23 protein-coding genes are annotated in these 24,295 nt (G+C 54.7%); 19 read left to right on the top strand and 4 right to left on the bottom strand.

All coding sequences use genetic code 11. The features are described 5' to 3' along the window. The first annotated feature begins 14 nt into the window (after window positions 1-14). From fabD to ptsG, 10 genes are all read left to right on the top strand, one after another. Window positions 15-944 (top strand): ACP S-malonyltransferase, encoded by a 930-nt coding sequence (gene fabD / locus AC2T6E_RS04715; RefSeq protein WP_032647992.1) that lies wholly within the window; start codon window positions 15-17, stop codon window positions 942-944. A gap of 12 nt (window positions 945-956) precedes the next feature. Next, window positions 957-1,691 (top strand): 3-oxoacyl-ACP reductase FabG, encoded by a 735-nt coding sequence (gene fabG / locus AC2T6E_RS04710; protein ID WP_010429699.1) that lies wholly within the window; start codon window positions 957-959, stop codon window positions 1,689-1,691. 154 nt (window positions 1,692-1,845) lie between these two features. Continuing rightward, window positions 1,846-2,082 carry an acyl carrier protein gene (gene acpP, locus AC2T6E_RS04705; RefSeq protein WP_003857954.1) on the top strand — a complete coding sequence of 79 codons (237 nt, stop codon included), beginning with the start codon at window positions 1,846-1,848 and terminating at the stop codon, window positions 2,080-2,082. Window positions 2,083-2,173: 91 nt separating this feature from the next. Beyond that, entirely contained in the window at window positions 2,174-3,415 is a 1,242-nt protein-coding gene (gene fabF, locus AC2T6E_RS04700; protein WP_010429707.1) for a beta-ketoacyl-ACP synthase II, read from the top strand. 121 nt (window positions 3,416-3,536) lie between these two features. After that, entirely contained in the window at window positions 3,537-4,346 is an 810-nt protein-coding gene (pabC, locus tag AC2T6E_RS04695) for an aminodeoxychorismate lyase (RefSeq protein WP_427353533.1), read from the top strand. A gap of 2 nt (window positions 4,347-4,348) precedes the next feature. Beyond that, the gene (gene yceG / locus AC2T6E_RS04690; protein ID WP_486690716.1) at window positions 4,349-5,371 is read left to right on the top strand and encodes a cell division protein YceG; all 1,023 of its coding nucleotides are present in this window, start codon (window positions 4,349-4,351) and stop codon (window positions 5,369-5,371) included. Beyond that, on the top strand, window positions 5,361-6,002 hold the full coding sequence (tmk, locus tag AC2T6E_RS04685; protein ID WP_100167036.1) for a dTMP kinase: 642 nt from the start codon (window positions 5,361-5,363) through the stop codon (window positions 6,000-6,002). The genes yceG and tmk overlap by 11 nt, the downstream gene beginning before the upstream one ends. Further along, window positions 5,999-7,003 (top strand): DNA polymerase III subunit delta', encoded by a 1,005-nt coding sequence (gene holB, locus AC2T6E_RS04680; RefSeq protein ID WP_316466761.1) that lies wholly within the window; start codon window positions 5,999-6,001, stop codon window positions 7,001-7,003. The genes tmk and holB overlap by 4 nt, the downstream gene beginning before the upstream one ends. Before the next feature lie 10 nt (window positions 7,004-7,013). Continuing rightward, window positions 7,014-7,808 carry a metal-dependent hydrolase gene (locus tag AC2T6E_RS04675; RefSeq protein ID WP_108418030.1) on the top strand — a complete coding sequence of 265 codons (795 nt, stop codon included), beginning with the start codon at window positions 7,014-7,016 and terminating at the stop codon, window positions 7,806-7,808. Between the two features lie 297 nt (window positions 7,809-8,105). Further along, the gene (gene ptsG / locus AC2T6E_RS04670) at window positions 8,106-9,539 is read left to right on the top strand and encodes a PTS glucose transporter subunit IIBC (protein WP_010429721.1); all 1,434 of its coding nucleotides are present in this window, start codon (window positions 8,106-8,108) and stop codon (window positions 9,537-9,539) included. A gap of 173 nt (window positions 9,540-9,712) precedes the next feature. Here ptsG and fhuE read toward each other — a convergent pair whose 3' ends face one another. Continuing rightward, entirely contained in the window at window positions 9,713-11,899 is a 2,187-nt protein-coding gene (fhuE, locus tag AC2T6E_RS04665; RefSeq protein WP_486690712.1) for a ferric-rhodotorulic acid/ferric-coprogen receptor FhuE, read from the bottom strand. 351 nt (window positions 11,900-12,250) lie between these two features. Between fhuE and hinT the strand changes: the two genes are divergently transcribed. From hinT to AC2T6E_RS04625, 8 genes are all read left to right on the top strand, one after another. Next, window positions 12,251-12,610, top strand: coding sequence for a purine nucleoside phosphoramidase (hinT, locus tag AC2T6E_RS04660; RefSeq protein ID WP_010429724.1), 360 nt, complete (start codon window positions 12,251-12,253; stop codon window positions 12,608-12,610). A 1-nt stretch (window position 12,611) separates the two neighbouring features. Beyond that, window positions 12,612-12,986: a YcfL family putative periplasmic lipoprotein gene (locus AC2T6E_RS04655; RefSeq protein ID WP_010429726.1), complete on the top strand. Its 375-nt coding sequence runs from the start codon at window positions 12,612-12,614 to the stop codon at window positions 12,984-12,986. 10 nt (window positions 12,987-12,996) lie between these two features. Continuing rightward, the gene (lpoB, locus tag AC2T6E_RS04650) at window positions 12,997-13,644 is read left to right on the top strand and encodes a penicillin-binding protein activator LpoB (protein ID WP_089599887.1); all 648 of its coding nucleotides are present in this window, start codon (window positions 12,997-12,999) and stop codon (window positions 13,642-13,644) included. After that, window positions 13,625-14,449 carry a thiamine kinase gene (thiK, locus tag AC2T6E_RS04645; protein WP_214605240.1) on the top strand — a complete coding sequence of 275 codons (825 nt, stop codon included), beginning with the start codon at window positions 13,625-13,627 and terminating at the stop codon, window positions 14,447-14,449. The genes lpoB and thiK overlap by 20 nt, the downstream gene beginning before the upstream one ends. Before the next feature lie 11 nt (window positions 14,450-14,460). Further along, window positions 14,461-15,486, top strand: coding sequence for a beta-N-acetylhexosaminidase (nagZ, locus tag AC2T6E_RS04640; RefSeq protein WP_454539263.1), 1,026 nt, complete (start codon window positions 14,461-14,463; stop codon window positions 15,484-15,486). A 34-nt stretch (window positions 15,487-15,520) separates the two neighbouring features. Beyond that, entirely contained in the window at window positions 15,521-16,063 is a 543-nt protein-coding gene (ycfP, locus tag AC2T6E_RS04635) for an alpha/beta hydrolase YcfP (RefSeq protein ID WP_148399567.1), read from the top strand. Window positions 16,064-16,298: 235 nt separating this feature from the next. Continuing rightward, window positions 16,299-17,603: an NAD(P)/FAD-dependent oxidoreductase gene (locus AC2T6E_RS04630; RefSeq protein ID WP_089599891.1), complete on the top strand. Its 1,305-nt coding sequence runs from the start codon at window positions 16,299-16,301 to the stop codon at window positions 17,601-17,603. A 193-nt stretch (window positions 17,604-17,796) separates the two neighbouring features. Further along, window positions 17,797-18,336: a glycine zipper 2TM domain-containing protein gene (locus tag AC2T6E_RS04625; RefSeq protein ID WP_029485037.1), complete on the top strand. Its 540-nt coding sequence runs from the start codon at window positions 17,797-17,799 to the stop codon at window positions 18,334-18,336. Window positions 18,337-18,395: 59 nt separating this feature from the next. On the opposite strand, the gene comR is transcribed toward AC2T6E_RS04625, so the two are convergent. Continuing rightward, complete coding sequence (gene comR / locus AC2T6E_RS04620; RefSeq protein ID WP_010429744.1) at window positions 18,396-19,031, bottom strand: TetR family copper-responsive transcriptional repressor ComR; 636 nt, start codon at window positions 19,029-19,031, stop codon at window positions 18,396-18,398. A gap of 244 nt (window positions 19,032-19,275) precedes the next feature. Here comR and bhsA point away from each other — a divergent pair, with 244 nt between their 5' ends. Next, window positions 19,276-19,533 carry a multiple stress resistance protein BhsA gene (gene bhsA / locus AC2T6E_RS04615; protein WP_006174713.1) on the top strand — a complete coding sequence of 86 codons (258 nt, stop codon included), beginning with the start codon at window positions 19,276-19,278 and terminating at the stop codon, window positions 19,531-19,533. A gap of 71 nt (window positions 19,534-19,604) precedes the next feature. Here bhsA and ldtC read toward each other — a convergent pair whose 3' ends face one another. Further along, window positions 19,605-20,570 carry a L,D-transpeptidase LdtC gene (gene ldtC / locus AC2T6E_RS04610; RefSeq protein WP_316466835.1) on the bottom strand — a complete coding sequence of 322 codons (966 nt, stop codon included), beginning with the start codon at window positions 20,568-20,570 and terminating at the stop codon, window positions 19,605-19,607. Between the two features lie 142 nt (window positions 20,571-20,712). After that, window positions 20,713-24,159: a transcription-repair coupling factor gene (mfd, locus tag AC2T6E_RS04605; protein WP_486690706.1), complete on the bottom strand. Its 3,447-nt coding sequence runs from the start codon at window positions 24,157-24,159 to the stop codon at window positions 20,713-20,715. Window positions 24,160-24,295: the final 136 nt, after the last annotated feature.

Below are 24,295 nucleotides of genomic sequence, written 5' to 3'. Positions count from 1 at the left end.
ATAAGGATTAAAAAATGACGCAATTTGCTTTTGTGTTCCCGGGGCAGGGCTCTCAAACCGTTGGGATGTTGTCTGAAATGGCAGCACACTATCCGGTAATTGAAGAGACTTTCCGTGAAGCTTCTGATGCACTGGGTTATGATCTGTGGGCGTTGACTCAGCAGGGTCCAGCCGAAGAACTGAACAAAACCTGGCAGACTCAGCCAGCACTGCTGACCGCGTCCGTTGCGCTGTGGCGTGTATGGCAGCAGCAGGGCGGCAAAGCGCCTGCACTGCTCGCGGGCCACAGCCTCGGTGAATACTCTGCACTGGTGTGTGCGGGTGTGATCGCCTTTGCTGACGCGGTACGTCTGGTAGAACTGCGCGGTAAATTCATGCAGGAAGCGGTGCCAGAAGGCACGGGTGGCATGTCTGCTATCATCGGCCTGGATGATGCTTCGATTGCAAAAGCGTGTGAAGAATCTGCTGAAGGTCAGGTGGTTTCACCGGTAAACTTTAACTCGCCTGGCCAGGTCGTTATCGCCGGTCATAAAGAAGCGGTTGAACGTGCTGGTGCTGCCTGTAAAGCTGCTGGCGCGAAACGTGCGCTGCCACTGCCGGTCAGCGTTCCGTCACACTGCGCGCTGATGAAGCCAGCCGCCGACAAACTGGCGGTTGAGCTGGAAAAAATTACGTTTAACGCACCGACGATTTCCGTTGTAAACAACGTCGATGTGAAATGCGAAACCGCGCCGGAAGCAATCCGTAATGCGCTGGTTCGCCAGCTTTACAGCCCGGTACAGTGGACCAAAACCGTTGAGTTTATGGCGTCACAGGGCGTTGAGCATCTGTATGAAGTCGGTCCAGGTAAAGTCCTCACCGGCCTGACAAAACGTATTGTTGATACCCTGACTGCCTCGGCCATTAACGAGCCGGAAGCACTGTCAGCGGCACTCGCGCAATAAAAGAGGAATACCATGAGTTTTGAAGGAAAAATCGCACTGGTTACCGGCGCAAGCCGCGGTATCGGGCGTGCAATTGCTGAAACACTGGTTGCGCGCGGCGCGAAAGTGATTGGTACAGCAACCAGCGAGAATGGCGCTCAGGCCATCAGCGAGTATCTGGGTGCGAACGGTAAAGGTCTGGTACTCAATGTGACCGAACCTGCATCTATCGAATCTGTTCTGGAAAATATTCGCGCAGAGTTTGGCGAAGTCGATATTCTGGTCAATAATGCCGGGATCACGCGCGACAACCTGCTGATGCGAATGAAAGATGACGAGTGGAACGATATTATCGAAACCAACCTGTCATCTGTATTCCGTCTGTCAAAAGCGGTAATGCGCGCTATGATGAAAAAGCGTCATGGTCGTATTATCACTGTTGGTTCTGTGGTTGGTACCATGGGAAATGCTGGTCAGGCTAACTACGCTGCGGCGAAAGCAGGTCTGATTGGCTTCAGTAAGTCGCTGGCACGTGAAGTCGCGTCCCGCGGTATTACTGTAAACGTTGTTGCTCCGGGCTTTATTGAAACGGACATGACGCGTGCGCTGACCGATGATCAGCGTGCGGGTACGCTGGCGGCAGTTCCGGCGGGTCGTCTTGGCGACCCTAAAGAAATCGCCAGCGCGGTTGCATTTTTAGCCTCTGACGAAGCGGGTTACATCACTGGTGAAACCCTTCACGTCAATGGCGGGATGTATATGGTTTAATCACGATGAAAAATATTTGCGTTATTGTAGGGGTTGGCCTCAAAATAACGTAAAATCGTGGTAAGACCTGCCGGGATTTAGTTGCAAATTTTTCAACATTTTATACACTACGAAAACCATCGCGAAAGCGAGTTTTGATAGGAAATTTAAGAGTATGAGCACTATCGAAGAACGCGTTAAGAAAATTATCGGCGAACAGCTGGGCGTTAAGCAGGAAGAAGTTGTGAACTCCGCTTCCTTCGTTGAAGACCTGGGCGCAGATTCTCTTGACACCGTTGAGCTGGTAATGGCTCTGGAAGAAGAGTTTGATACTGAGATTCCGGACGAAGAAGCTGAGAAAATCACCACCGTTCAGGCTGCCATTGATTACATCAACGGTCACCAAGCGTAAGTGAACATCTCCAGGCGGTCATTCGACCGCCTGAGTTTTATCTTTTTTAGTCCCACGAATCTCTTTTTTTATCCCTCCCTGGAGGACAAACGTGTCTAAGCGTCGTGTAGTTGTGACCGGACTTGGCATGTTGTCTCCTGTCGGCAATACCGTAGAGTCCACCTGGAAAGCTCTCCTTGCCGGTCAGAGCGGCATCAGCCTAATCGACCATTTCGATACTAGCGCCTATGCAACGAAATTTGCTGGCTTAGTAAAGGATTTTAACTGTGAAGAGATCATCTCGCGCAAAGAACAGCGCAAGATGGATGCCTTCATTCAATATGGAATTGTCGCTGGCGTTCAGGCCATGCAGGATTCTGGCCTTGAGATTACGGAAGAGAACGCATCCCGTATCGGCGCCGCTATTGGCTCCGGGATCGGCGGTCTTGGCCTGATCGAGGAAAACCATACATCTCTGATGAATGGCGGACCGCGTAAGATCAGCCCGTTCTTCGTTCCGTCCACGATTGTTAACATGGTGGCAGGTCACCTGACCATTATGTTCGGTCTGCGTGGGCCAAGCATTTCCATCGCTACCGCATGTACGTCCGGCGTACATAACATCGGCCAGGCCGCGCGCATCATTGCGTACGGCGATGCAGATGCTATGGTTGCGGGCGGTGCTGAAAAAGCCAGTACCCCACTGGGTGTCGGCGGTTTTGGTGCGGCGCGAGCGCTGTCTACCCGTAATGATAACCCGCAGGCGGCGAGCCGTCCGTGGGATAAAGACCGTGACGGCTTCGTGCTGGGCGACGGTGCGGGTATGATCGTACTGGAAGAGTACGAGCACGCGAAAAAACGCGGTGCGAAAATTTATGCTGAAATCGTTGGTTTCGGCATGAGCAGTGATGCTTACCACATGACGTCTCCTCCGGAGAACGGTGCGGGTGCTGCGCTGGCGATGGAAAATGCGATTCGTGATGCGGGTATTACCCCAGCACAGATTGGCTACGTTAACGCGCACGGTACTTCTACGCCTGCAGGCGATAAAGCTGAAGCACAGGCGGTTAAGTCTATCTTCGGTGAATCTGCCAGCCGCGTAATGGTGAGCTCCACGAAATCCATGACCGGTCACCTGTTAGGTGCGGCGGGTGCAGTAGAGTCAATCTACTCCATCCTTGCGCTGCGCGATCAGGCTGTTCCGCCAACCATCAACCTGGATAACCCGGATGAAGGTTGCGATCTGGACTTCGTTCCTCACGAAGCGCGTCAGGTTAGCGGTATGGAGTACACCCTGTGTAACTCCTTCGGCTTCGGTGGTACTAACGGCTCTCTGATCTTCAAAAAGGTCTGAGCCTGACTGCACGATGGCTATTAAAAGAGGTCCGCTTGTCGGGCCTTTTTTATTAAGCGTAATCCCCTTGTCCGGTTAAAGACATCCTGCCAGACTGAACCCCCACGCATCAGGAGACATCATGTTTTTGATCAATGGCCTTGAGCAGGAGAATCTGCCTGCCAGCGACAGAGCAACGCAGTTTGGTGATGGCTGCTTTACGACGGCGAGAATTATTGACGGGCAAGTATGCCTGCTCGACGCGCATATCCGCCGTCTGCAAACGGCCTGCGAAACCTTAATGATCCCCTTTCAGCACTGGGGCACGCTGCGACGTGAGATGAGCCAGCTGGTGTCAGAGAAGAGCAGTGGTGTGCTGAAAGTCATCATCAGTCGCGGCAGCGGAGGGCGGGGTTATAGCGGGGCCAGCTGTGAGAACCCCACGCGCATACTCTCCGTATCCGCTTATCCCGCACATTATGAAAGCTGGCGCAAAGACGGCGTCACGCTGACGCTGAGCCCGATACGACTGGGCCGCAACCCCATGCTGGCCGGAATTAAACACCTCAATCGCCTTGAACAGGTGCTGATTCGTACTCATCTTGAACAGACGGACGCTGATGAGGCGCTGGTTCTTGACAGCGAAGGGTTCATTACGGAATGCTGTGCGGCTAATTTACTCTGGCGGAAGGGCCGTGATGTCTTCACACCTTCACTGGAGCAGGCTGGGGTGAAGGGCATTATGCGTCAGTTTTGTTTGCAACAGTTGGCACACTCGGGTTTTCGCGTTGTCGAAGTTAGCGAAAGGGAAGAGGCGCTACTGACCGCTGATGAAGTTATTGTTTGTAACGCGTTGATGCCTGTTTTACCCGTCCGCGCCTATGGCCAACAGGTCTGGTCATCGCGCGAACTGTTTCAGTTTTTAGCCCCGTTATGTGAGCAAACCAGATAGTCATGAAGAAAATGTTGCGCTTTGTTCTCCTCCTCATCGTTGTGCTGGGTATTGCTGGCGGCGCGGGAGTGTGGAAAGTCCGTCAGCTGGCGGACAGTAAAATCCTGATTAAAGACGAGACGATTTTTACCCTTAAAGCCGGTACCGGGCGCATTGCGCTGGGTGAGCAGCTTTACGGGGATAAGGTTATTAACCGCCCGCGCGTCTTCCAGTGGTTACTGCGCCTTGAGCCTGAACTGTCTCACTTCAAAGCCGGTACGTACCGCTTTACCCCAGGTATGACCGTCAGGCAGATGTTGCAGGTGCTGGAGAGCGGCAAAGAGGCCCAGTTCCCGCTGCGGTTTGTTGAGGGGATGCGTTTAAGCGATTACCTCAAACAGCTGCGTGACGCACCCTATATCAAACACACGTTAAAAGACGACAGCTATCAGACGGTCGCTGAGGTGCTGAAATTCGAGCATCCTGAGTGGGTGGAAGGCTGGCTCTGGCCGGATACCTGGATGTACACGGCGGGCACAACCGACGTTGCTATTCTGAAACGCGCACATAAAAAAATGGTCGCGGCGGTGGAGTCAGCGTGGGAAGGGCGTGTAGATGGCCTGCCCTATAAGGATCAAAACCAGTTCGTCACCATGGCCTCGATCATTGAAAAAGAGACTGCCGTTGCGGCAGAGCGCGATCAGGTCGCTTCCGTATTTATCAACCGTCTGCGCATCGGCATGCGTCTGCAAACCGATCCCACCGTCATCTACGGTATGGGCGAGAGTTATAGCGGCAAGATATCCAGAAAAGATCTGGAGACGCCAACAGCGTATAATACCTACGTGATCGCAGGCCTGCCTCCAGGCCCGATTGCGACGCCGAGTGAAGCCTCATTACGAGCCGCGGCGCACCCGGCCAAAACACCGTACCTCTATTTTGTGGCTGACGGAAAAGGGGGGCATACCTTTAATACCAACCTTGCCAGCCATAATCGCTCTGTTCAGGACTATCTTAAGGCACTTAAGGAAAAAAATGCGCAGTAAATACATTGTCATTGAGGGACTCGAAGGGGCGGGTAAAACCACCGCCCGCAACGTGGTGGTTGATACGCTAAAAGCGCTTGGCGTTGCGGACATGGTGTTTACCCGTGAACCAGGCGGTACGCAGCTGGCTGAAAAGCTGCGTAGCCTTGTGCTGGATATCAAATCCGTTGGCGACGAGGTCATCACTGACAAAGCCGAAGTGTTGATGTTCTACGCGGCGCGCGTGCAGCTGGTAGAAACGGTGATCAAACCTGCACTGGCAGAAGGGAAATGGGTGATTGGCGATCGTCATGACTTGTCGACCCAGGCGTATCAGGGCGGTGGTCGGGGGATTGACCAGACGATGTTAGCAACGCTGCGCGACGCCGTGCTCGGTGATTTCCGTCCCGACCTGACGCTCTATCTGGACGTGACGCCCGAAGTCGGCCTGAAGCGTGCCCGCGCGCGCGGTGAACTGGACCGCATCGAGCAAGAGTCTTTTGACTTCTTCAACCGTACCCGAGCGCGCTACCTTGAACTGGCGGAGCAGGATGCTTCCATTCGCACTATTGATGCAACACAGTCTCTGGACGAGGTGACGCGCGCAATTCAGAAGACGGTCGCGCAGTGGCACCAGGAGCAACAGGCATGAAATGGTATCCATGGTTGCGCCCGCACTTTGAACAGTTGATCAACAGCTATCAGGCGGGGCGGGGCCATCATGCGTTACTGATTCAGGCATTGCCAGGAATGGGCGATGATGCGCTCATTTACGCTATCACCCGTTTCCTGATGTGTCAGCAGCCGGAAGGGCATAAAAGCTGCGGTAAATGCCGTGGCTGCCAGCTGATGCAGGCGGGCACACATCCGGACTATTACACGCTGGAGCCTGAAAAGGGCAAAAGCACGCTCGGGATTGACGCCGTGCGTGAAGTCAGTGAAAAACTGTATGAACACGCGCGGCTTAACGGGGCCAAAGTGGTCTGGCTGAAAGATGCCGCGCAGCTTACCGAGGCGGCGGCGAACGCGCTGCTCAAAACCCTGGAAGAGCCACCGGAGAAAACCTGGTTCTTCCTGTCATGTCGTGAACCGGGACGATTACTGGCGACGCTGCGCAGTCGCTGCCGTCTTCACCACCTCGCAGTCCCTCAGGAAGCATGGGCGCTCACCTGGATTGAACGTGAAGTGACGGTGTCACAAGATGCGGCACTGACTGCGCTGCGGCTGTGCAGCGGCGCGCCAGCGGCGGCTCTGGCGTTGCTTCAGGCGGATGTCTGGTCGCAGCGTGAAACGCTGTGTCGTGCCGTCGAATCCGCGCTGGATAGCGGCGACTGGTTGAGTTTGCTGCCTGCCCTGAACAGCGATCAGGCGACCGATCGGCTGCACTGGCTGGCCGCTTTACTGCTGGATGCGCTCAAACTTCAACAGGGGGCAACGCTTCTGACCAACCTTGACGTCTGGTCGCTGGTGAACACTCTTGCGAATCGCCTGTCGGGCGTCTCGTTGCGCGCTATCCTTCATGATGTTTGCCAGAGTCGCGAACAACTTTTGACAGTAACCGGTCTTAATCGCGAGCTTTTACTGACCGACCAGTTACTGCGAATCGAACACTACCTGCAACCAGGCGTGATACCGCCTGTTTCCCATCTCTGAGAGAGACATTATGTTTTTAGTCGACTCACACTGCCATCTTGATGGTCTGGATTATCAATCTCTGCATAAAAACGTCGATGACGTGCTGGAAAAAGCCGCTGCCCGCGATGTGAAATTCTGCCTTGCGGTAGCAACCACGCTGCCGGGCTACCGCTCCATGCGTGAGCTGGTGGGCGTTCGCGATAACGTCGTCTTCTCCTGCGGCGTTCATCCACTGAACCAGGATGACGCGTATGACGTAGAAGATTTACGTCGTCTGGCGGCAGAAGAGGGCGTGGTGGCAATGGGGGAGACCGGGCTTGACTATTTTTACACGCCGGAAACTAAACCACGCCAGCAGGCGTCCTTCCGTCACCATATCCGCATTGGCCGCGAGCTGAACAAACCCGTCATTGTGCATACCCGCGATGCGCGCGCCGATACGCTGGCGATCCTGCGGGAAGAAAAGGTGACGGATTGCGGTGGCGTACTACACTGTTTCACAGAAGACAGAGAAACGGCGGGCAAGCTGCTTGATTTGGGGTTTTATATCTCGTTTTCGGGGATCGTAACGTTCCGTAATGCTGAGCAGCTGCGTGATGCTGCGCGTTATGTTCCGCTCGATCGCATTCTGGTGGAAACAGACTCGCCGTATCTGGCACCGGTGCCGCATCGCGGCAAAGAGAACCAGCCAGCGATGACGAGAGACGTGGCTGAGTATATGGCCGTTCTGAAGGGCGTCAGCATTGAAGAGCTGGCTCGTGCGACGACGGAAAATTTCTCCACGCTGTTCCACATCGACCCCGCCCGCCTGCAATCTGTCTGATACACCTGTTTTTTTTAGGCTCGTAATTAATAAATAAAGCGAGTAAAGTTCACCGCCTCATTTGGGGCGGTGATGGTGTTTTTAGACACATCCAGACATGCTTTTTGTAAATATCTGAAAGTTTTTTGGCCGTCTTGAACTGAAACGTGATAGCCGTCAAACAAACCCAGAGGGAATTATTTTACTCTGTGTAATAAATAAAGGGCGCTTAGATGTCCTGTCCACGGCACGGTACTCCCCCCGGGCCAATGCGTGAAAGCGTAAAAAAAGCACAAATACTCAGGAGCACTCTCAATTATGTTTAAGAATGCATTTGCTAACCTGCAAAAGGTCGGTAAATCGCTGATGCTGCCAGTATCCGTACTGCCTATCGCAGGTATCCTGCTGGGCGTCGGTTCTGCTAACTTCAGCTGGCTGCCAGCCGTAGTTTCCCACGTGATGGCCGAAGCAGGCGGTTCTGTTTTTGCTAACATGCCGCTGATCTTCGCGATCGGTGTTGCTCTGGGCTTCACCAATAACGACGGTGTCTCTGCACTGGCTGCAGTGGTTGCCTACGGCATCATGGTGAAAACCATGGCGGTGGTTGCGCCGCTGGTTCTGCATTTACCGGCTGAAGAGATCGCCGCGAAACACCTGGCGGACACCGGTGTTCTGGGCGGTATCATCTCCGGTGCGATTGCAGCGTATATGTTTAACCGCTTCTATCGCATCAAGCTGCCTGAGTATCTGGGCTTCTTCGCGGGCAAGCGTTTCGTTCCGATCATCTCTGGTCTGGCAGCGATTTTCACTGGTGTGATCCTGTCCTTCATCTGGCCACCAATCGGTTCCGCTATTCAGACGTTCTCTCAGTGGGCTGCTTACCAGAACCCGGTTGTGGCGTTCGGTATCTACGGCTTCATCGAGCGCTGCCTGGTACCATTTGGTCTGCACCACATCTGGAACGTTCCATTCCAGATGCAGATTGGTGAATTCACCAACGCAGCAGGTCAGGTATTCCACGGCGATATCCCACGCTACATGGCAGGCGACCCAACTGCAGGCAAACTGTCTGGTGGCTTCCTGTTCAAAATGTACGGTCTGCCGGCTGCTGCGATTGCAATCTGGCACTCTGCTAAACCAGAGAACCGTGCAAAAGTGGGCGGTATCATGATCTCCGCGGCGCTGACCTCGTTCCTGACCGGTATCACCGAGCCGATCGAGTTCTCCTTCATGTTCGTTGCGCCGATCCTGTACATCATCCATGCTGTACTGGCTGGCCTGGCGTTCCCAATCTGTATCCTGCTGGGTATGCGTGACGGTACGTCCTTCTCTCACGGTCTGATCGACTTCATCGTTCTGTCCGGTAACAGCAGCAAACTGTGGCTGTTCCCAATCGTGGGTGCGTGCTATGCCGTTGCTTACTACACCATCTTCCGCGTGCTGATCAAAGCACTGGACCTGAAAACTCCAGGTCGTGAAGATGCAACTGAAGACAGCAAAGCAGGCGTGACCAGCGAAATGGCTCCAGCACTGGTAGCCGCGTTCGGTGGTAAAGAGAACATCACTAACCTGGACGCGTGTATTACTCGTCTGCGTGTGAGCGTTGCCGATGTCGCAAAAGTTGACCAGCCGGGCCTGAAAAAATTGGGCGCAGCAGGCGTTGTTGTTGCAGGTTCTGGTGTTCAGGCAATCTTCGGTACCAAATCCGATAACCTGAAAACCGAAATGGATGAGTACATCCGCAACAACTAAGTTGTGATGTGGGGAGACTGAGGCAGCCGAATGGCTGCCTTTTTTATTTGTGCGGCCTGTTCAGCCCGGTGGCGGCTACGCCTTACCGGGCCTACGTGAAACGAATCGTCACCCGGCGAGAAGCGCGAACAAAAAAAGGGAGCCATTCGGCTCCCTTATTCATACGTGGGCGATCAGAACTGGTAGGTTGCCGTTACGCTGACGTTTCGGGGTTCACCATAAACCAGTGAGCCCTGAACGTTGGTATCGTAAGTCTTGTCGAACAGATTGTTCAGATTCCCCTGCAGAGAGAAATTCTTCGTGACCTGATAGCGGGTGAAGAGATCAACCAGCGCATAGCTGCCTTGTTCCGCACGCCATGTTCCGTAAGGTGTGGCAACGTCGCTGTAAACGCGGTTTTGCCAGTTAACACCGCCACCCACGGTCAGTGCAGGCATCGCTGGCAGACGGTAACTGGTGAACAGTTTAACCGTCGTGCGCGGTAGATAAGGGTTAACGTCTTTACCGTCGCTGTCTTCAGCCAGGTAGCGCGTCGCGCCAAAGGTCATTTGCCAGTTGTCCGTCAGCGCGCCGTTAATTTCAAATTCAACGCCTTTACTTACTGTGCCGTCTACGCCTTCATAAGCGGTATCGGTTGACCCCTGAATCACGCGCCCCGTACTCTGCGCCACGTTATCCTGCTCGATGCGGAAGATAGAGAGCGTTGTGGTCAGTCGGCTGTTCATCCAGTCCGACTTCAGGCCCACTTCATAATTGTTGCCGGTGATTGGGTCGAGATACCTGCCGGTGCTGTCACGGTAGTTCTGTGGCTGGAAGATGGAGGTATAGCTGGCATAGGCAGACCAGTTATCATCAATGTCATACACAAGACCCGCATACGGCGTGGTATGGTTTTTTTCCATACCATAAGTCATGGTGTCGACGCTCCAGTTCGTATAGCGGGCACCGAGAATCAAATGCAGAGGATCGGCCAATGAAATGCGCGTCGCGGCATAGAGCGATTTCATATTCGTTTTGTCGTCCTGGGCCAGCGCCTGCGATCCCCAGTTTGTTTCCGGGAAATGGCCATCATAGTCGTAGAAATTACCGAATTCGTCCGGATATACGTTCGCCCACGCGTTGGTGTAACGGTTCGTTTGACGACTGAAGCTGCCGCCGAACATCACGGTATGCTGGCGGCCAAACAGGTCATAGCCACCATCGGCAAACAGATCGACTGCGTCTACCTTACGCTTACCGCTGTTCCAGCCCGTACCGCCAATGTAGCCGTAGTCCGGTCCATAATTCGAATAAGGCCCAACCAGCATGCCGGTTGATTTGTCCACATAAGCGTCAAGGTACAGGGCTTTACTGTCGAATTTGGCCTCGGTATGGGTGGCATTCAGCGTGGCCTGCCAGGTGTCGGCAAAGCGTTGCTTGAAGGTGGCGAAAACTTTGTTGAATTCTTTGTCGTTATAGGCCCAGTCTGGCGCGGTGCTGTGGGCGCGATCGTAATGCCTTACGCTACCGTCCGTGTTCCAGCGCGGTAAGCCGCCCCAGGTCTGGTTGTTCACGTCAATGCGCTGATATTCGTAACCAGCCGAGAATGAGGTGGTATCGCCCAGGTCCGCATCAAGAATGCCGGAGAAGAACGTTTTCTTTTGATTGTAGTTATCGAGCCAGGAGTCATTATCCTGATAGCCTGCCACGATGCGACCACGCACATTGCCATCGTCGGTTAACGGGCTTTGCAGATCCATGACGTAACGCTGTTTGTTCCAGCTGCCGTATTCCGCAGACAGATTGCCTTTGAACTCGCGGCTGGTGGCATGTTTGCGCACCATGTTGATCGCTGCCGACGGGTTACCCGTGCCCGTCATCAAGCCGGTCGCCCCACGCACCACTTCCACGCGCTCAAACAGGGCGGTATCCGAGAGGGCATCCCCGAGGTTCCAGCGAGATTCGAAATAGGTGGGGATACCATCAATCATGTAGTTGTCGATCTCGAAACCACGTGAGTAATAGCTGCTGCGATCGGAGTCTGCGGTGTTTTTGCTGATCCCCATCGTGTTATCCATCACGTCTCCCAGCGTTTGCAGCTGCTGATCTTCCATACGTTGTTCACTGACAATGGAGACTGACTGGGGGATATCGCGCTGGACCATCTGCATTTTGGTGCCGATGGTGGTGGTTTTGACGCTGTAGTCCTGCTCTTCGCTGGACGCGTCTGGCTGGGAAGTACCGTCAACGACGAGTGTTTCCTCGTTTGGTGCGGCGAAACTTACGGTTGGCATCAGTGCCATAGCAATGCAGGCTGCCAGCAACGAAGGCGTTGCAACAGGCTGACGTTGCCCATCCCTGGTATGATTAATGAAAGACATCATCAAACCCTTAGTGAATGGTGAAGGTTGTATGCGTCAGTCCCTTAACCGGGCTGGCGTCGTATTCTTGGTTAAAAACGCGCATGAAAATGCAAATGCGAAATATACGCATTGTTATTAGCACTGTAAACAGATGTTTCGGACGAAACTGAAATAATGTTTCAGAGGAATAATGTCGTCTGGCGGTCACTCTCCAGCCAGCTGGTGAGGGATCGGGAAAGAAATCGAGGGAGAAGGTTGAAAGGACAGGAGAAACTCGCTCATACTCTTGCGTTGTATCACACTGTCGTAAAGACTATATGTGTGAATAGCGGACGCATCACGCCAGATTAATCAAAAAAGGAAAAGGTCATGGCCGAAGAAACGATTTTCAGTAAAATTATCCGCCGCGAAATCCCGTCGGATATCGTCTTTCAGGATGAGCTGGTGACGGCTTTTCGGGACATTTCACCTCAGGCGCCGACGCATATCCTTATCATTCCAAATATTCTGATTCCTACCGTCAATGATGTGAAAACCGAGCATGAAGTGGCGTTAGGCCGTATGCTAACGGTAGCCGCGAAAATTGCTGAGCAGGAAGGCATCGCTGAAGACGGCTATCGTTTGATCATGAACTGCAATCGCCACGGCGGTCAGGAAGTTTATCATATCCATATGCATCTTCTGGGTGGGCGACCACTGGGACCGATGCTGGCACATAAAGGTCTTTGACATGTTAAGAGGGCGTATTGCAGCGCTGATGATAACGCTGGTGATAGCAGGGTGCAGTGCGCGTCCTGCGATCCCCGTCAGCGACGAACAGACGCTGGTGATGGAGTCCTCAGTCCTTGCTGCAGGCATTACGGCAGAGCAGCCTTCGCTGACCATTAGCGAAATCCAACCTTCTGCTTCCTCTACGCTCTATAACGAAAGACATGAGCCAGTGACGGTACATTACCGCTTCTACTGGTATGACGTAAGAGGTCTTGAAATGCATCCGCTTGAGGCGCCGCGTAGCGTGACTATTCCGGCAAGATCGTCGGTGACGCTCTATGGCAGCGCTAACTATTTGGGTGCGCATAAGGTGAGACTTTATCTTTATCTGTAAGGGGTGATCCTTGATTAAAAATATGAGCCGTTATGTGCTCTTAAGTGCGTTTGCACTTTTCCTCGCAGGGTGTGTGACGCGTACAGAACAGCCTGCGCCAGTGGATGAGGCGAAACCGGGTACGGAACAGCCGACACAGCCAACGCAGCCTGTGCCAACGGTGCCTTCTGTACCGACCATTCCGGCGCAGCCTGGCCCAATTGAGCACCCGGACCAAACGTCACAGCCTGCGCCGCGCGTGCGTCACTATGACTGGAATGGCGCAATGCAGCCTATGGTGGGCAAAATGTTGCAGGCTCAGGGCGTGACGCCGGGAAGCGTACTGTTGGTGGATAGTGTTAATAACCGTACCAATGGTTCACTCAACGCGGGCGAAGCGACGGAAACGCTGCGTAATGCGTTAGCAAACAACGGCAAATTTACCCTGGTCTCGACACAGCAGCTGGCAGTAGCCAAACAGCAGTTGGGCTTGTCGCCGCAGGATAGCCTGGGCTCGCGTAGCAAAGCGATAGGCATTGCGCGCAACGTTGGCGCTCAGTATGTCCTCTATTCTAACGCCACCGGTAATGTGAACACGCCTTCGCTGCAGATGCAGCTGATGCTGGTTCAGACAGGTGAAATTATCTGGTCAGGTAAAGGTGCCGTTACGCAACAATAGCTGCACGCGTGACGAGATTCTGACGCGTTATTTTCCTCAGTATCGCCTTATCGCGCCGCAGGCCCACTCCGGGCTTGGCGGCGCGAGCTGCATCATTGAGCAGGGCGAACATCGGCTGGTGCTGCGACAGCATCACGATCTCTCTGCCCCTGCCTCCCACTTTCGCCGACAGTTTCGTACGCTGAGGCGCTTGCCTGCGGATCTCGTGCCGAAGCCCTGTTTTTTTACGCAGGGCTGGATGGCGGTAGAGTATCTTGCGGGGGAGATCAAAAGCACGCTTCCGCATACTCCCGCGCTCGCCGCGATGCTGTATCATCTTCACCGCCAGCCATGCCTGGGATGGCAGGTCACGCTGTTACCGCTGCTGGAAAAATACTGGCAGCAGGCCTCGCCCGACAGACGAACGCCATTCTGGCTTGCGCAGCTTAAACGGATGCGAAAGCGAGGGGAACCGCAACCCTTACGGCTTTCGCCGTTGCATATGGACGTCCACGCCGGGAATATTGTACACACGCCCGCTGGAGCCAGGCTTATCGACTGGGAGTATGCCGGAGATGGCGACGTGGCGCTGGAGCTGGCGGCGGTCTGGATGCCGGATGATGCCTCTCGTGAGCAGCTTATAATGGCCTATGCCCGTGAAGCGCAGATGGATGCGTTGACGCTTATGCGGCAGGTCAGGCGCTGGCGACCCTGGGTATTCATGCTGATGGCGGGCTGGTTTGAAATGCGCTATCAGCAATCAAACGACAAACACTTTATTACGCTGGCAGATGACGTCTGGCGTCAGTTACAAACTAAAGGATAAGAGAGGTTCGTGTGGGTCCAGTCATGTTGGATGTCGAAGGGTTTGAGCTGGATGCGGAGGAGCGCGACATTCTGGCGCATCCGCTGGTAGGGGGGCTGATTCTGTTTACCCGCAACTACCACGATCCGGCGCAGTTGCGCGAACTGGTTCGTCAGATCCGCGCGGCGTCGCGTAACCATCTGGTGGTCGCGGTGGACCAGGAAGGCGGGCGCGTGCAGCGTTTCCGCGAGGGGTTCACCCGCTTGCCTGCCGCACAATCTTTTGCTGCGCTGCTGGGTACAGAAGAGGGCGGTAAACTGGCGCAGGATGCTGGCTGGCTGATGGCGAGCGAAATGATTGCGATGGATATCGACATCAGCTTTGCTCCCGTTCTGGATGTGGGCCATATCAGCGCGGCGATTGGCGAGCGTTCATACCATGAAGATCCGCGCATTGCGCTGGCAATAGCCACCCGTTTTATCGACGGCATGCACGCAGCGGGCATGAAAACCACCGGCAAACACTTCCCGGGACATGGCGCAGTGACGGCAGATTCTCACAAAGAGACGCCGCGCGATCCGCGTCCGGAAGCGGAAATCCGTGCCAAAGATATGTCGGTGTTCCGTTCGCTTATCACCGATAACAAGCTTGATGCCATCATGCCTGCACACGTGATTTACAGCGATGTCGATCCGCGCCCGGCCAGCGGTTCACCGCACTGGCTGAAAACGGTGCTTCGTCAGGAGCTCGGTTTTAACGGCGTGATTTTCTCCGACGATCTGTCGATGGAAGGGGCGGCAATTATGGGCAGCTACACGGAGCGCGGGCAGGCATCCCTGGACGCAGGTTGCGATATGATCCTCGTCTGCAATAATCGTAAAGGGGCCGTCAGCGTGTTGGATAACCTGTCGCCGATCAAAGCAGAGCGTGTTACACAATTGTATCATAAAGGTTCATTTAGCCGTCAGGAGCTGATGGATTCGGCGCGCTGGAAGACGGTCAACGCCCAGCTTGAAGCACTGAATGAGCGCTGGCAGGCACATAAAGCCAGCCTGTAAACCCTCCCGGAAGGCGTAGCGTGGTGAGAAGACAATGATCATCTATTTACACGGTTTTGACTCAAACAGTCCTGGTAATCATGAGAAGGTGCTGCAGCTGCAGTTTATCGACCCGGATGTACGGCTGATCAGTTACAGCACGCGTCATCCGAAGCATGATATGCAGCATCTGCTTAAGGAAGTGGACAAGATGTTACAGCTCAACGTCGATGAACGCCCGCTGATCTGCGGCGTGGGGCTGGGGGGCTACTGGGCCGAACGCATTGGCTTCCTGTGCGACATCCGCCAGGTCGTGTTCAATCCCAACCTGTTCCCGAACGAGAACATGGAAGGCAAAATTGACCGCCCGGAAGAGTATGTCGACATTTCCACCAAGTGCGTGAGTAACTTCCGTGAGAAAAACCGCGATCGCTGTTTAGTGATCCTCTCGCGCCAGGATGAGGCACTGAACAGCAGCCGGGCGGCAGAACTGCTGCATCATTACTATGAAATTGTCTGGGACGAGGAACAAACCCACAAGTTCAAGAATATCTCCCCGCATCTGCAGCGCATTAAAGCCTTCAAAACGCTGGGCTAAGCCACAGCCTGCCACCCGAAACCCGGTACGCCTTTGCGACCGGGTTTCTTTTTGTCCAGAATTGTCTACTTTTAAGCCATCAAAACTTGATGCATATCAATTTTGGTATGACCAATGCGCCTGACGTGTTATTCTCAATTCACCTGAATGGTTTCAGTGCTGTAACCTGTTGTTAATTAAGGGTTATTTTTATAACTTTTACTTAACAATTGGTTAATAATTTGAGGGGGTCACGTTGACTACGCCATTGAAAAAGATAGTGATTGTAGGCGGTGGTGCTGGCGGGCTGGAGCTGGCCACACAGCTGGGTAAAAAGCTGGGTCGCGGCAAAAAAGCCAAAATTACGCTGGTGGATCGCAACCATAGCCACCTGTGGAAACCGCTGCTGCACGAAGTGGCGACCGGTTCGCTGGATGAGGGCGTCGATGCGCTGAGCTATCTGGCGCATGCGCGCAATCACCATTTCCAGTTCCAGCTGGGATCCGTGGTGGATATCAACCGTGAAAGCAAAACCATTACACTGGCCGAACTGCGTGATGAAAAAGGCGAACTGCTTGTTCCTGAACGCAAGCTGGCGTATGACACGCTGGTCATGGCGCTGGGCAGTACCTCTAACGACTTCAACACACCGGGCGTGAAAGAGCACTGTATCTTCCTCGATAACCCGCACCAGGCGCGTCGTTTCCATCAGGAAATGCTAAACCTGTTCCTGAAGTACACCAGCAATATGGGTGCGAACGGTAAGGTCAATATCGCCATTGTCGGCGGCGGCGCGACGGGCGTTGAGCTGTCTGCGGAGCTGCACAACGCGGTGAAACAGCTGCACAGCTACGGTTATAAAGGGCTGACTAACGAAGCGCTGAACGTGACGCTGGTTGAAGCCGGTGAACGCATTCTGCCTGCGCTGCCGCCACGTATTTCCGGTGCGGCGCACAATGAACTCACCAAACTGGGCGTGCGGGTGCTGACGCAGACCATGGTGACCAGCGCTGACGAAGGCGGCTTGCATACTAAGGACGGCGAGTATATCAAAGCGGATCTGATGGTCTGGGCGGCGGGCATCAAAGCGCCTGATTTCATGAAAGAGATCGGCGGGCTGGAAACCAACCGCATTAACCAACTGGTGACAGAGCCGACGCTGCAAACCACGCGCGACCCGGAAATCTTCGCTATTGGTGACTGTGCATCCTGCGCGCGCCCTGAAGGTGGGTTCGTGCCGCCGCGCGCTCAGGCCGCTCACCAGATGGCGAGTCTGGTGCTGCACAACATCCTGGCGCAGTACAAAGGGAAGCCGATGAAATCGTATGTCTATAAAGACCACGGTTCGCTGGTGTCACTGTCTAACTTCTCTACCGTGGGTAGCCTGATGGGTAACCTGATGCGCGGCTCCATGATGGTAGAAGGGCGGATTGCACGCTTCGTGTATATCTCCCTTTACCGTATGCATCAGATTGCGCTGCACGGCTACTTCAAAACCGGTCTGATGATGCTGGTCGGCCGAATCAACCGCGTGATCCGCCCTCGACTGAAGCTGCACTGATATTTCTCTCCCTCCGGGCCATCCGGAGGGATTTTTTAGCATTTCATGCTGTACATCACACTTTGCGTGCTTAAGAGTTCTCTCAAACACGATATATCTCCCCCAGACGCCCATTTTTTAATCCTTTGTCTTATTGGCGAGGGCTGACCCCTGCTGCAAAATGGTTTCCAATAGCAACAAAGGAGGAAGTCCCGTGAATAAATCAATGTTGGCGGGTATAGGGATTGGCGTCGCTGCTGCGCTAGGTGTGGCTGCCGTAGCCGGTCTCAACGTACTTGATCGTGGCCCGCAGTATGCGCAGGTCGTTTCCGCTACCCCGATTAAAGAAACCGTGAAAACCCCTCGTCAGGAGTGCCGCAACGTCTCCGTGACTCACCGTCGTCCGGTGCAGGATGAAAACCGCATTGCCGGTTCAGTTCTCGGTGCCGTGGCCGGTGGCGTGATTGGTCATCAGTTTGGTGGCGGGCGAGGCAAAGATGTGGCGACGGTCGTGGGTGCGCTGGGTGGCGGCTATGCCGGTAACCAGGTGCAGGGCGCAATGCAGGACAACGACACGTACACCACTACGCAGCAGCGCTGCAAAACCGTTTATGACAAGTCCGAAAAAATGCTGGGCTATGACGTAACCTACAAAATTGGCGACCAGCAGGGCAAAATCCGCATGGATAAAGACCCTGGCACCCAGATCCCACTGGACAACAATGGTCAGCTGGTACTGAACAACAAAGTGTAAAAAAGATGTTCTCTGAACTTAGCTCCTCATGCGCTCAGGCTGAGGAGCTTTTTTTTGCCTTAAAGTTTAAGCAGTTCAGGCCACAAACGCAGCGTGGTTTGCGTAATGCTCTGCAGTTTTTCCAGCGTAGCCCCTTCACGGGCGCTGATGGACATGCCCTGTAAAATACAGCTCAGGTATTGCGCCAGCTCCTGCGGGCGGCAATGCGCCGGGATTTCACCGCGCTGCTGCCGCTGGGCCAGAAACGTACTTAACGTCTCCTCCTGCATGGCATGGCGTGATTTCACCGTATTGGCAATCTCTTTAGACGACGCAGCAAGCGTGGCGGAGGTGTTGATCATAAAACAGCCCGCGGGTGTGTCTTTGCTGGTAAAGCAGGTCGCGACGGCACAGAAATAGTCCTGCAACGCCTGCTCAACGCTTTTCTCTTCGCAAAAAAGCTGCGCTTCGTGTTTTGCCGCAAAGCGCGAGATGTATCTGTCCAGCACTGCCCTGAACAGCCCCTCTTTATTGGTAAATTCCGCATACAGCGTGGGTGCCTTGGCGCCGGTCGCTTCTACCAGATCGGAAAGCGAGGTCGCTTCGTACCCATGCTGCCAGAAGAGTGTCATGGCCTTATCGAGCGCCGCATCCCTGTCGAACACTTTTGGTCGGCCACGGCTTTTCTTTGCGCAACTCGTGACTTCGGTTGTCATTTGCCGTTGGTCCTCAGTTGGTTTGTTGAATGACCATTATAAAAATAAACCCATCCCGCGACCAGCGTAGTTTGCTTAAAAATAAATTAATCATATAGGTATGAAAATTAACGAAAATAAAATTAATTTAACGGTCGTTATAAAAACATGTTGACGTGTGAGCTGGATCACATCTATCATTTACCTATCGATCGTTAAGTAAATAACTTACGACGCCCAATTCATCTGCCTAAAGGTAAAAATCATGAAAAACGTAAAAACCCTGATCGCTGCTGCTGTACTTAGCTCACTCTCTTTCGCAAGCTTCGCCGCTGTAGAAGTTCAATCTACTCCTGCTGATCAACAAAAAGTGGGTACCATCTCTGCAAACGCGGGGACAAACCTGGGCTCACTGGAAGATCAGCTGGCGCAGAAAGCGGATGAGATGGGTGCGAAATCGTTCCGTATCACCTCAGTGACCGGCCCTAACACCCTGCACGGTACTGCGGTTATCTATAAATAAGCCTGGCTAAACCCTCATTTATGCCACTGCTATAAAAAACGCCCTGCATTTGCAGGGCGTTTTTTTTGTACTTACATTGACTGCGGAGTGACATCGCCATGTCGGGTGACGTCGATTGGCATTCCTGACCGGGCTTCCATCGCGCGCTCCATCACCAGGCTATCGGTGTTGGTATTCGATTTAAAGCCCACCATCGCGGCATTCAGTGGAATGGGCAGCGTCTGCGGATCGTCACCGAGGTGTTTTGATAATGGCTGGTGAATTTCGACCAACCGTACGCTACCGGGCTCTTCCGAGGCCTTAATCGGTGTATTGATAATATTCACTTTTGTGCCCGGCGTAATCACGCTGTAGAGCGTCTTGATGTCGTCATCCCGCAGACGAATACAGCCGGAGCTGACGCGCATACCGATGCCGAAATCCGCATTCGTTCCATGCAGCAGATAAACCCCACCATATGCCGCGAGGCGGATCGCGTGATGACCCATTGGGTTGTCCGGGCCCGCCGGCACGACGGTGGGCAGATCGATACCCTGAGCTTTATAGCGTGCGCGAATATTTGCCGTGGGTGTCCAGGTTGGGTTAGCACGTTTATCCGACACGGTAGTGACCATGGTTGGCGTCAGCGTATCGCCGCCCAACTGGCCGATACCGATTGGATAAACGGTCACTTCTTTTTTACCCGGCGGATAATAGTAAAGTCGAAGCTCGGCAAGGTTAATCACGATCCCCTGTCGTGGTGCATCAGGAAGAATGGTCTGAAGCGGGATCGTCAGCACGCTGCCAGCGCGCGGCACGTAAGGATCGACACCGGGGTTGGCCTGCAGCAAGGCCAGAAAGCCGACGTTATATTTTTTGGCAATGGCCTCCAGCGAACCCCCGTTATCTTCAACAACATGAAAACGGTTTTGCCCGACAACGTTGCTGCCAGGGGGGGGAAGGGGCCAGGTATTTGCGCGTGCAGGCAGCGCAACGGCTACCGTAGCGGCAAGCGCAAGCAGGGTGATCCAGCGAGTTAAACGCGAAGCGGTCATTATCACAATCCCTATAAATGATAAGGTTATTGTTTTATAAAGGGTTAATGATAATTATGGCGAAGAGGTGTGTCGGGAAGATCGGGTGAAGTGCAAAGAGTTTGTAAATTCTCCCCCGTCAGCCAGGCGCTAACGGGGGAGAAGATTACGCGATAGCGTTCTCTTCAAGCTGGCGCATAAAGTTGCGCACCCAGTCCATGCGGGTTTTGCGTTCTGTCAGTTCCTGAGTAAAACGCAGACGCGTTGGGCCGTCCAGGCGGAAGTGCTGCGGCTGTTTTTGCAGCAAACCAATCAACCACATCGGATCGACATGGTTTTTTTCCGCGAACTCAATCACGCCGCCTTTTTCATTCCCTTCGAGCTTACGAATGCCCAGCTTTTGCGCCTGCTGACGGAGTCGCGCGATATCCAGCAGATTTCGCGCGGCATCCGGCAGCAGCCCGAAGCGGTCGATCAGCTCCACCTTAATCTCTTCCAGCTCGTTTTCTTTTTTCGCGCTGGCGATACGTTTGTAGAATGACAGACGGGTATTCACATCAGGAATGAAATCATCCGGCAGCAGGGAAGGCATACGCAATTCCACCTCGGTCTGCTGACTGGTCAAATCTTCCAGCGACGGCTCGCGTCCGGCCTTCAGCGCATCGACGGCATTTTCCAGCAGTTCCATATAGAGCGAGAAGCCGATGGTCTCCATCGAGCCGCTCTGGTCTTCACCCAGCAGTTCACCGGCACCGCGGATCTCGAGATCGTGTGTCGCCAGCGCAAAGCCTGCGCCAAGGTCTTCCAGTGAGGCGATGGCTTCCAGACGCTTTTGCGCGTCGGTGGTCATCGCTTTCGGATGCGGCGTCAGCAGCCAGGCGTAGGCCTGATGGTGCGAACGCCCGACGCGACCGCGCAACTGGTGCAGCTGCGCCAGACCAAAGTGATCCGCGCGTTCGATAATAATCGTGTTCGCGGTCGGGATATCAATACCGGTTTCAATGATGGTGGTACACACCAGCACGTTGAAGCGCTGGTGGTGGAAATCATTCATCACCCGCTCCAGCTCGCGCTCGCGCATCTGTCCGTGACCGATGGCGATACGCGCTTCCGGCACCAGCTCCGCCAGCCTGTCTGCCGCTTTCTGAATGTTTTCCACGTCGTTGTAGAGGTAGTACACCTGACCGCCGCGCAGCACTTCACGCAGGATCGCTTCGCGCACCACCAGATTGTCATACTCGCGGACAAAGGTTTTTACCGCCAGACGGCGCGCCGGTGGCGTGGCGATAATCGACAGATCGCGCATGCCGCTCATCGCCATATTCAGCGTACGCGGGATAGGCGTGGCGGTCAGGGTCAGGATGTCGACGTCGGCACGCATCGCCTTGATGCGCTCCTTATGGCGCACCCCGAAGCGGTGCTCTTCGTCGACGATCAGCAGCCCCAGATCTTTCCACTTCACGTCGCTTTGCAGCAGCTTGTGGGTGCCGATCAGGATATCGATTTTACCTTCGCTTGCCTGTTCCAGAATTTGCGTCTGCTCTTTGGCGCTGCGAAAACGTGAAAGCATTTCGATGCGCACCGGCCAGTTGGCAAAGCGGTCGCGGAAGTTGTCGAAGTGCTGCTGGGCAAGCAGGGTAGTGGGAACCAGCACCGCCACCTGCTTGTTGTTCTCCACGGCCAGGAAAGCGGCGCGCATGGCGACTTCAGTTTTACCGAAGCCCACATCACCGCACACTAAGCGGTCCATCGCCAGCGGCTGGCACATGTCGCTCAGCACCGCGTTAATGGCCTGCGCCTGATCCGGCGTGGTTTCAAACGGGAAACTGTCGCAGAACAGCTGATACTGCTCTTTATCATGCTTAAACGCATAACCTTCTTTGGCCGCGCGCTGGGCATAGATGTCCAGCAGCTCGGCCGCCACGTCGCGCACTTTTTCCGCCGCCTTCTGGCGCGCGCGCGCCCAGGCGTCGCCGCCCAGCTTGTGCAGCGGTGCATTATCTTCGGCACCGCCTGCATAGCGGCTGATCAGGTGCAGGGACGAGACCGGCACATAGAGTTTGGCGTCGTTGGCGTAGGTCAGCATCAGGTATTCGCCTTTGATGCCGCCCGCTTCAAGGGTGGTCATCCCCTGGTAGCGTCCGACGCCGTGCTCGAGGTGAACAATCGGCTGGCCCGGATGCAGTTCGGCCAGGTTACGGATCAGCGTGTCCGGGTTGATGGTGCGACGGCTATCCTGACGGCGGCGCGCCACGCGCTCGCCGAGAAGGTCGCTTTCGCAAATTAGCGCCAGGTTGTTGAGCGTGTCGATAAACCCATGCTCAGCGGCACCGATCATCAGATAGCGGCCCGTTCCGGTGGCGTCGTCCAGCCGCAAAATACGCTTTGGCGCGATCTTAATGCGGCCAAGCAGTTCGCCTAACGCTTCGCGACGACCTTCGCTCTCAACGGAGAACACCACCGGCCCGGTAAAGGATTCCAGGAACTTGCGCAGATTATCCAGCGGGGATTTTTGCTGCGCCTGAACGGAGAGGTCAGGCAGCGTTTGGAACGCCAGGTTGGTATTGGCCGCTTTATCCGCGAGCGAGTCGGTTCTGAGCTGCATGCGCGGCCAGCGCTTCAGTTCGGCGTTGAGCTCGTCGGTGCGCAGCCAAAGCGTTTCCGGCGGCAGCAGCGGACGCATCGGATCCACGCCACGGTTTTCAAAGCGAGCGCGGGTTTCACTTTCAAAGCGGCTGGCGCTGGCCTCGATATCCCCGGTGTTGACAATCAGCGTGTTCGCCGGGAAATAGCTGAACAGCGCGGGTAGCGGCTCGTTGAAGAACAGGGGCTGCCAGTATTCGATCCCGGCAGGCAGCGTGCCTCTGCTGACCTGCTGATAAATGTGCTCGGCATCGCGCTTCACGTCGAACCTGTCGCGCCACTGGCTGCGGAACAGCTCGATAGCGGTTTTGTCCGTCGGGAATTCATGTGCGGGCAGCAGGTTGATGGATTCCACTTCTTCCAGCGTGCGCTGCGTGTCGGCGTCGAACACGCGCAGGCTGTCGATTTCATCATCAAAGAAATCCAGGCGATACGGCTGGTCACTGCCCATTGGGTAAAGATCGAGCAGCGCGCCGCGGGTGGCGTATTCCCCGTGCTCCATCACCTGATCGACATGGCGATAACCGGCACCGTCAAGCTGCGCGCGCAGGGCGTCACGTGACAGGCGTTGGCCTTTTTTCATCACCAGCGCGTGGCCGTGAAGATAGCTGTGCGGGCAGACGCGCTGCATCAGCGTATTGACCGGCACAATTAACACGCCGCGCTGCATGGTCGGAAGCTGATACAGCGTTGACAGGCGTGAAGAGATGATCTCCTGATGCGGGGAGAAGCTGTCATACGGCAGCGTTTCCCAGTCTGCCAGGCTGGACACCAGGCTGTCGGTAAATTGACGGATTTCGTCATGCAGGCGCAGGGCATTTTGCATATCCGGGGCAACCAGCACCACCGGGCCGGGATGGCGCTCAGCGATTTCTGCCACCAGCGTGGCGCACGCCGCGCCCGTGAGTTCGCCCAGCTGGCGTTGGTCGCCTGCTTTAACAGGCAAGGTAAAGCGATAGTGTTCAGGCATGGCTATGTGAGAGTCTCTTATGGATATACCAACAGTATTGGGGCATATCACTGATACGCAATGTCTTTATTATCCTCGATCGTTTTGCATTAGCAAATCGTAAGCGTGTGGGCGGCAATTCGCCCCCGAAAAGGGG

The sequence above is a fragment of the Enterobacter sp. B79-1 genome, assembly GCF_057444735.1.
Note: the sequence above shows the minus strand (reverse complement) of the source record. Positions and strands in the feature narration are given on the sequence as shown.

Coding starts and splice junctions, on each gene's coding strand:
- ptsG (WP_010429721.1), top strand. CDS start 8,106: ATGTTTAAGAATGCATTTGCTAACCTGCAAAAGGTCGGTAAATCGCTG.
- pabC (WP_427353533.1), top strand. CDS start 3,537: ATGTTTTTGATCAATGGCCTTGAGCAGGAGAATCTGCCTGCCAGCGAC.
- hinT (WP_010429724.1), top strand. CDS start 12,251: ATGGCCGAAGAAACGATTTTCAGTAAAATTATCCGCCGCGAAATCCCG.
- fabG (WP_010429699.1), top strand. CDS start 957: ATGAGTTTTGAAGGAAAAATCGCACTGGTTACCGGCGCAAGCCGCGGT.
- fhuE (WP_486690712.1), bottom strand. CDS start 11,899: ATGTCTTTCATTAATCATACCAGGGATGGGCAACGTCAGCCTGTTGCA.
- acpP (WP_003857954.1), top strand. CDS start 1,846: ATGAGCACTATCGAAGAACGCGTTAAGAAAATTATCGGCGAACAGCTG.
- yceG (WP_486690716.1), top strand. CDS start 4,349: ATGAAGAAAATGTTGCGCTTTGTTCTCCTCCTCATCGTTGTGCTGGGT.
- holB (WP_316466761.1), top strand. CDS start 5,999: ATGAAATGGTATCCATGGTTGCGCCCGCACTTTGAACAGTTGATCAAC.
- comR (WP_010429744.1), bottom strand. CDS start 19,031: ATGACAACCGAAGTCACGAGTTGCGCAAAGAAAAGCCGTGGCCGACCA.
- AC2T6E_RS04675 (WP_108418030.1), top strand. CDS start 7,014: ATGTTTTTAGTCGACTCACACTGCCATCTTGATGGTCTGGATTATCAA.
- bhsA (WP_006174713.1), top strand. CDS start 19,276: ATGAAAAACGTAAAAACCCTGATCGCTGCTGCTGTACTTAGCTCACTC.
- ycfP (WP_148399567.1), top strand. CDS start 15,521: ATGATCATCTATTTACACGGTTTTGACTCAAACAGTCCTGGTAATCAT.
- AC2T6E_RS04655 (WP_010429726.1), top strand. CDS start 12,612: ATGTTAAGAGGGCGTATTGCAGCGCTGATGATAACGCTGGTGATAGCA.
- mfd (WP_486690706.1), bottom strand. CDS start 24,159: ATGCCTGAACACTATCGCTTTACCTTGCCTGTTAAAGCAGGCGACCAA.
- fabD (WP_032647992.1), top strand. CDS start 15: ATGACGCAATTTGCTTTTGTGTTCCCGGGGCAGGGCTCTCAAACCGTT.
- tmk (WP_100167036.1), top strand. CDS start 5,361: ATGCGCAGTAAATACATTGTCATTGAGGGACTCGAAGGGGCGGGTAAA.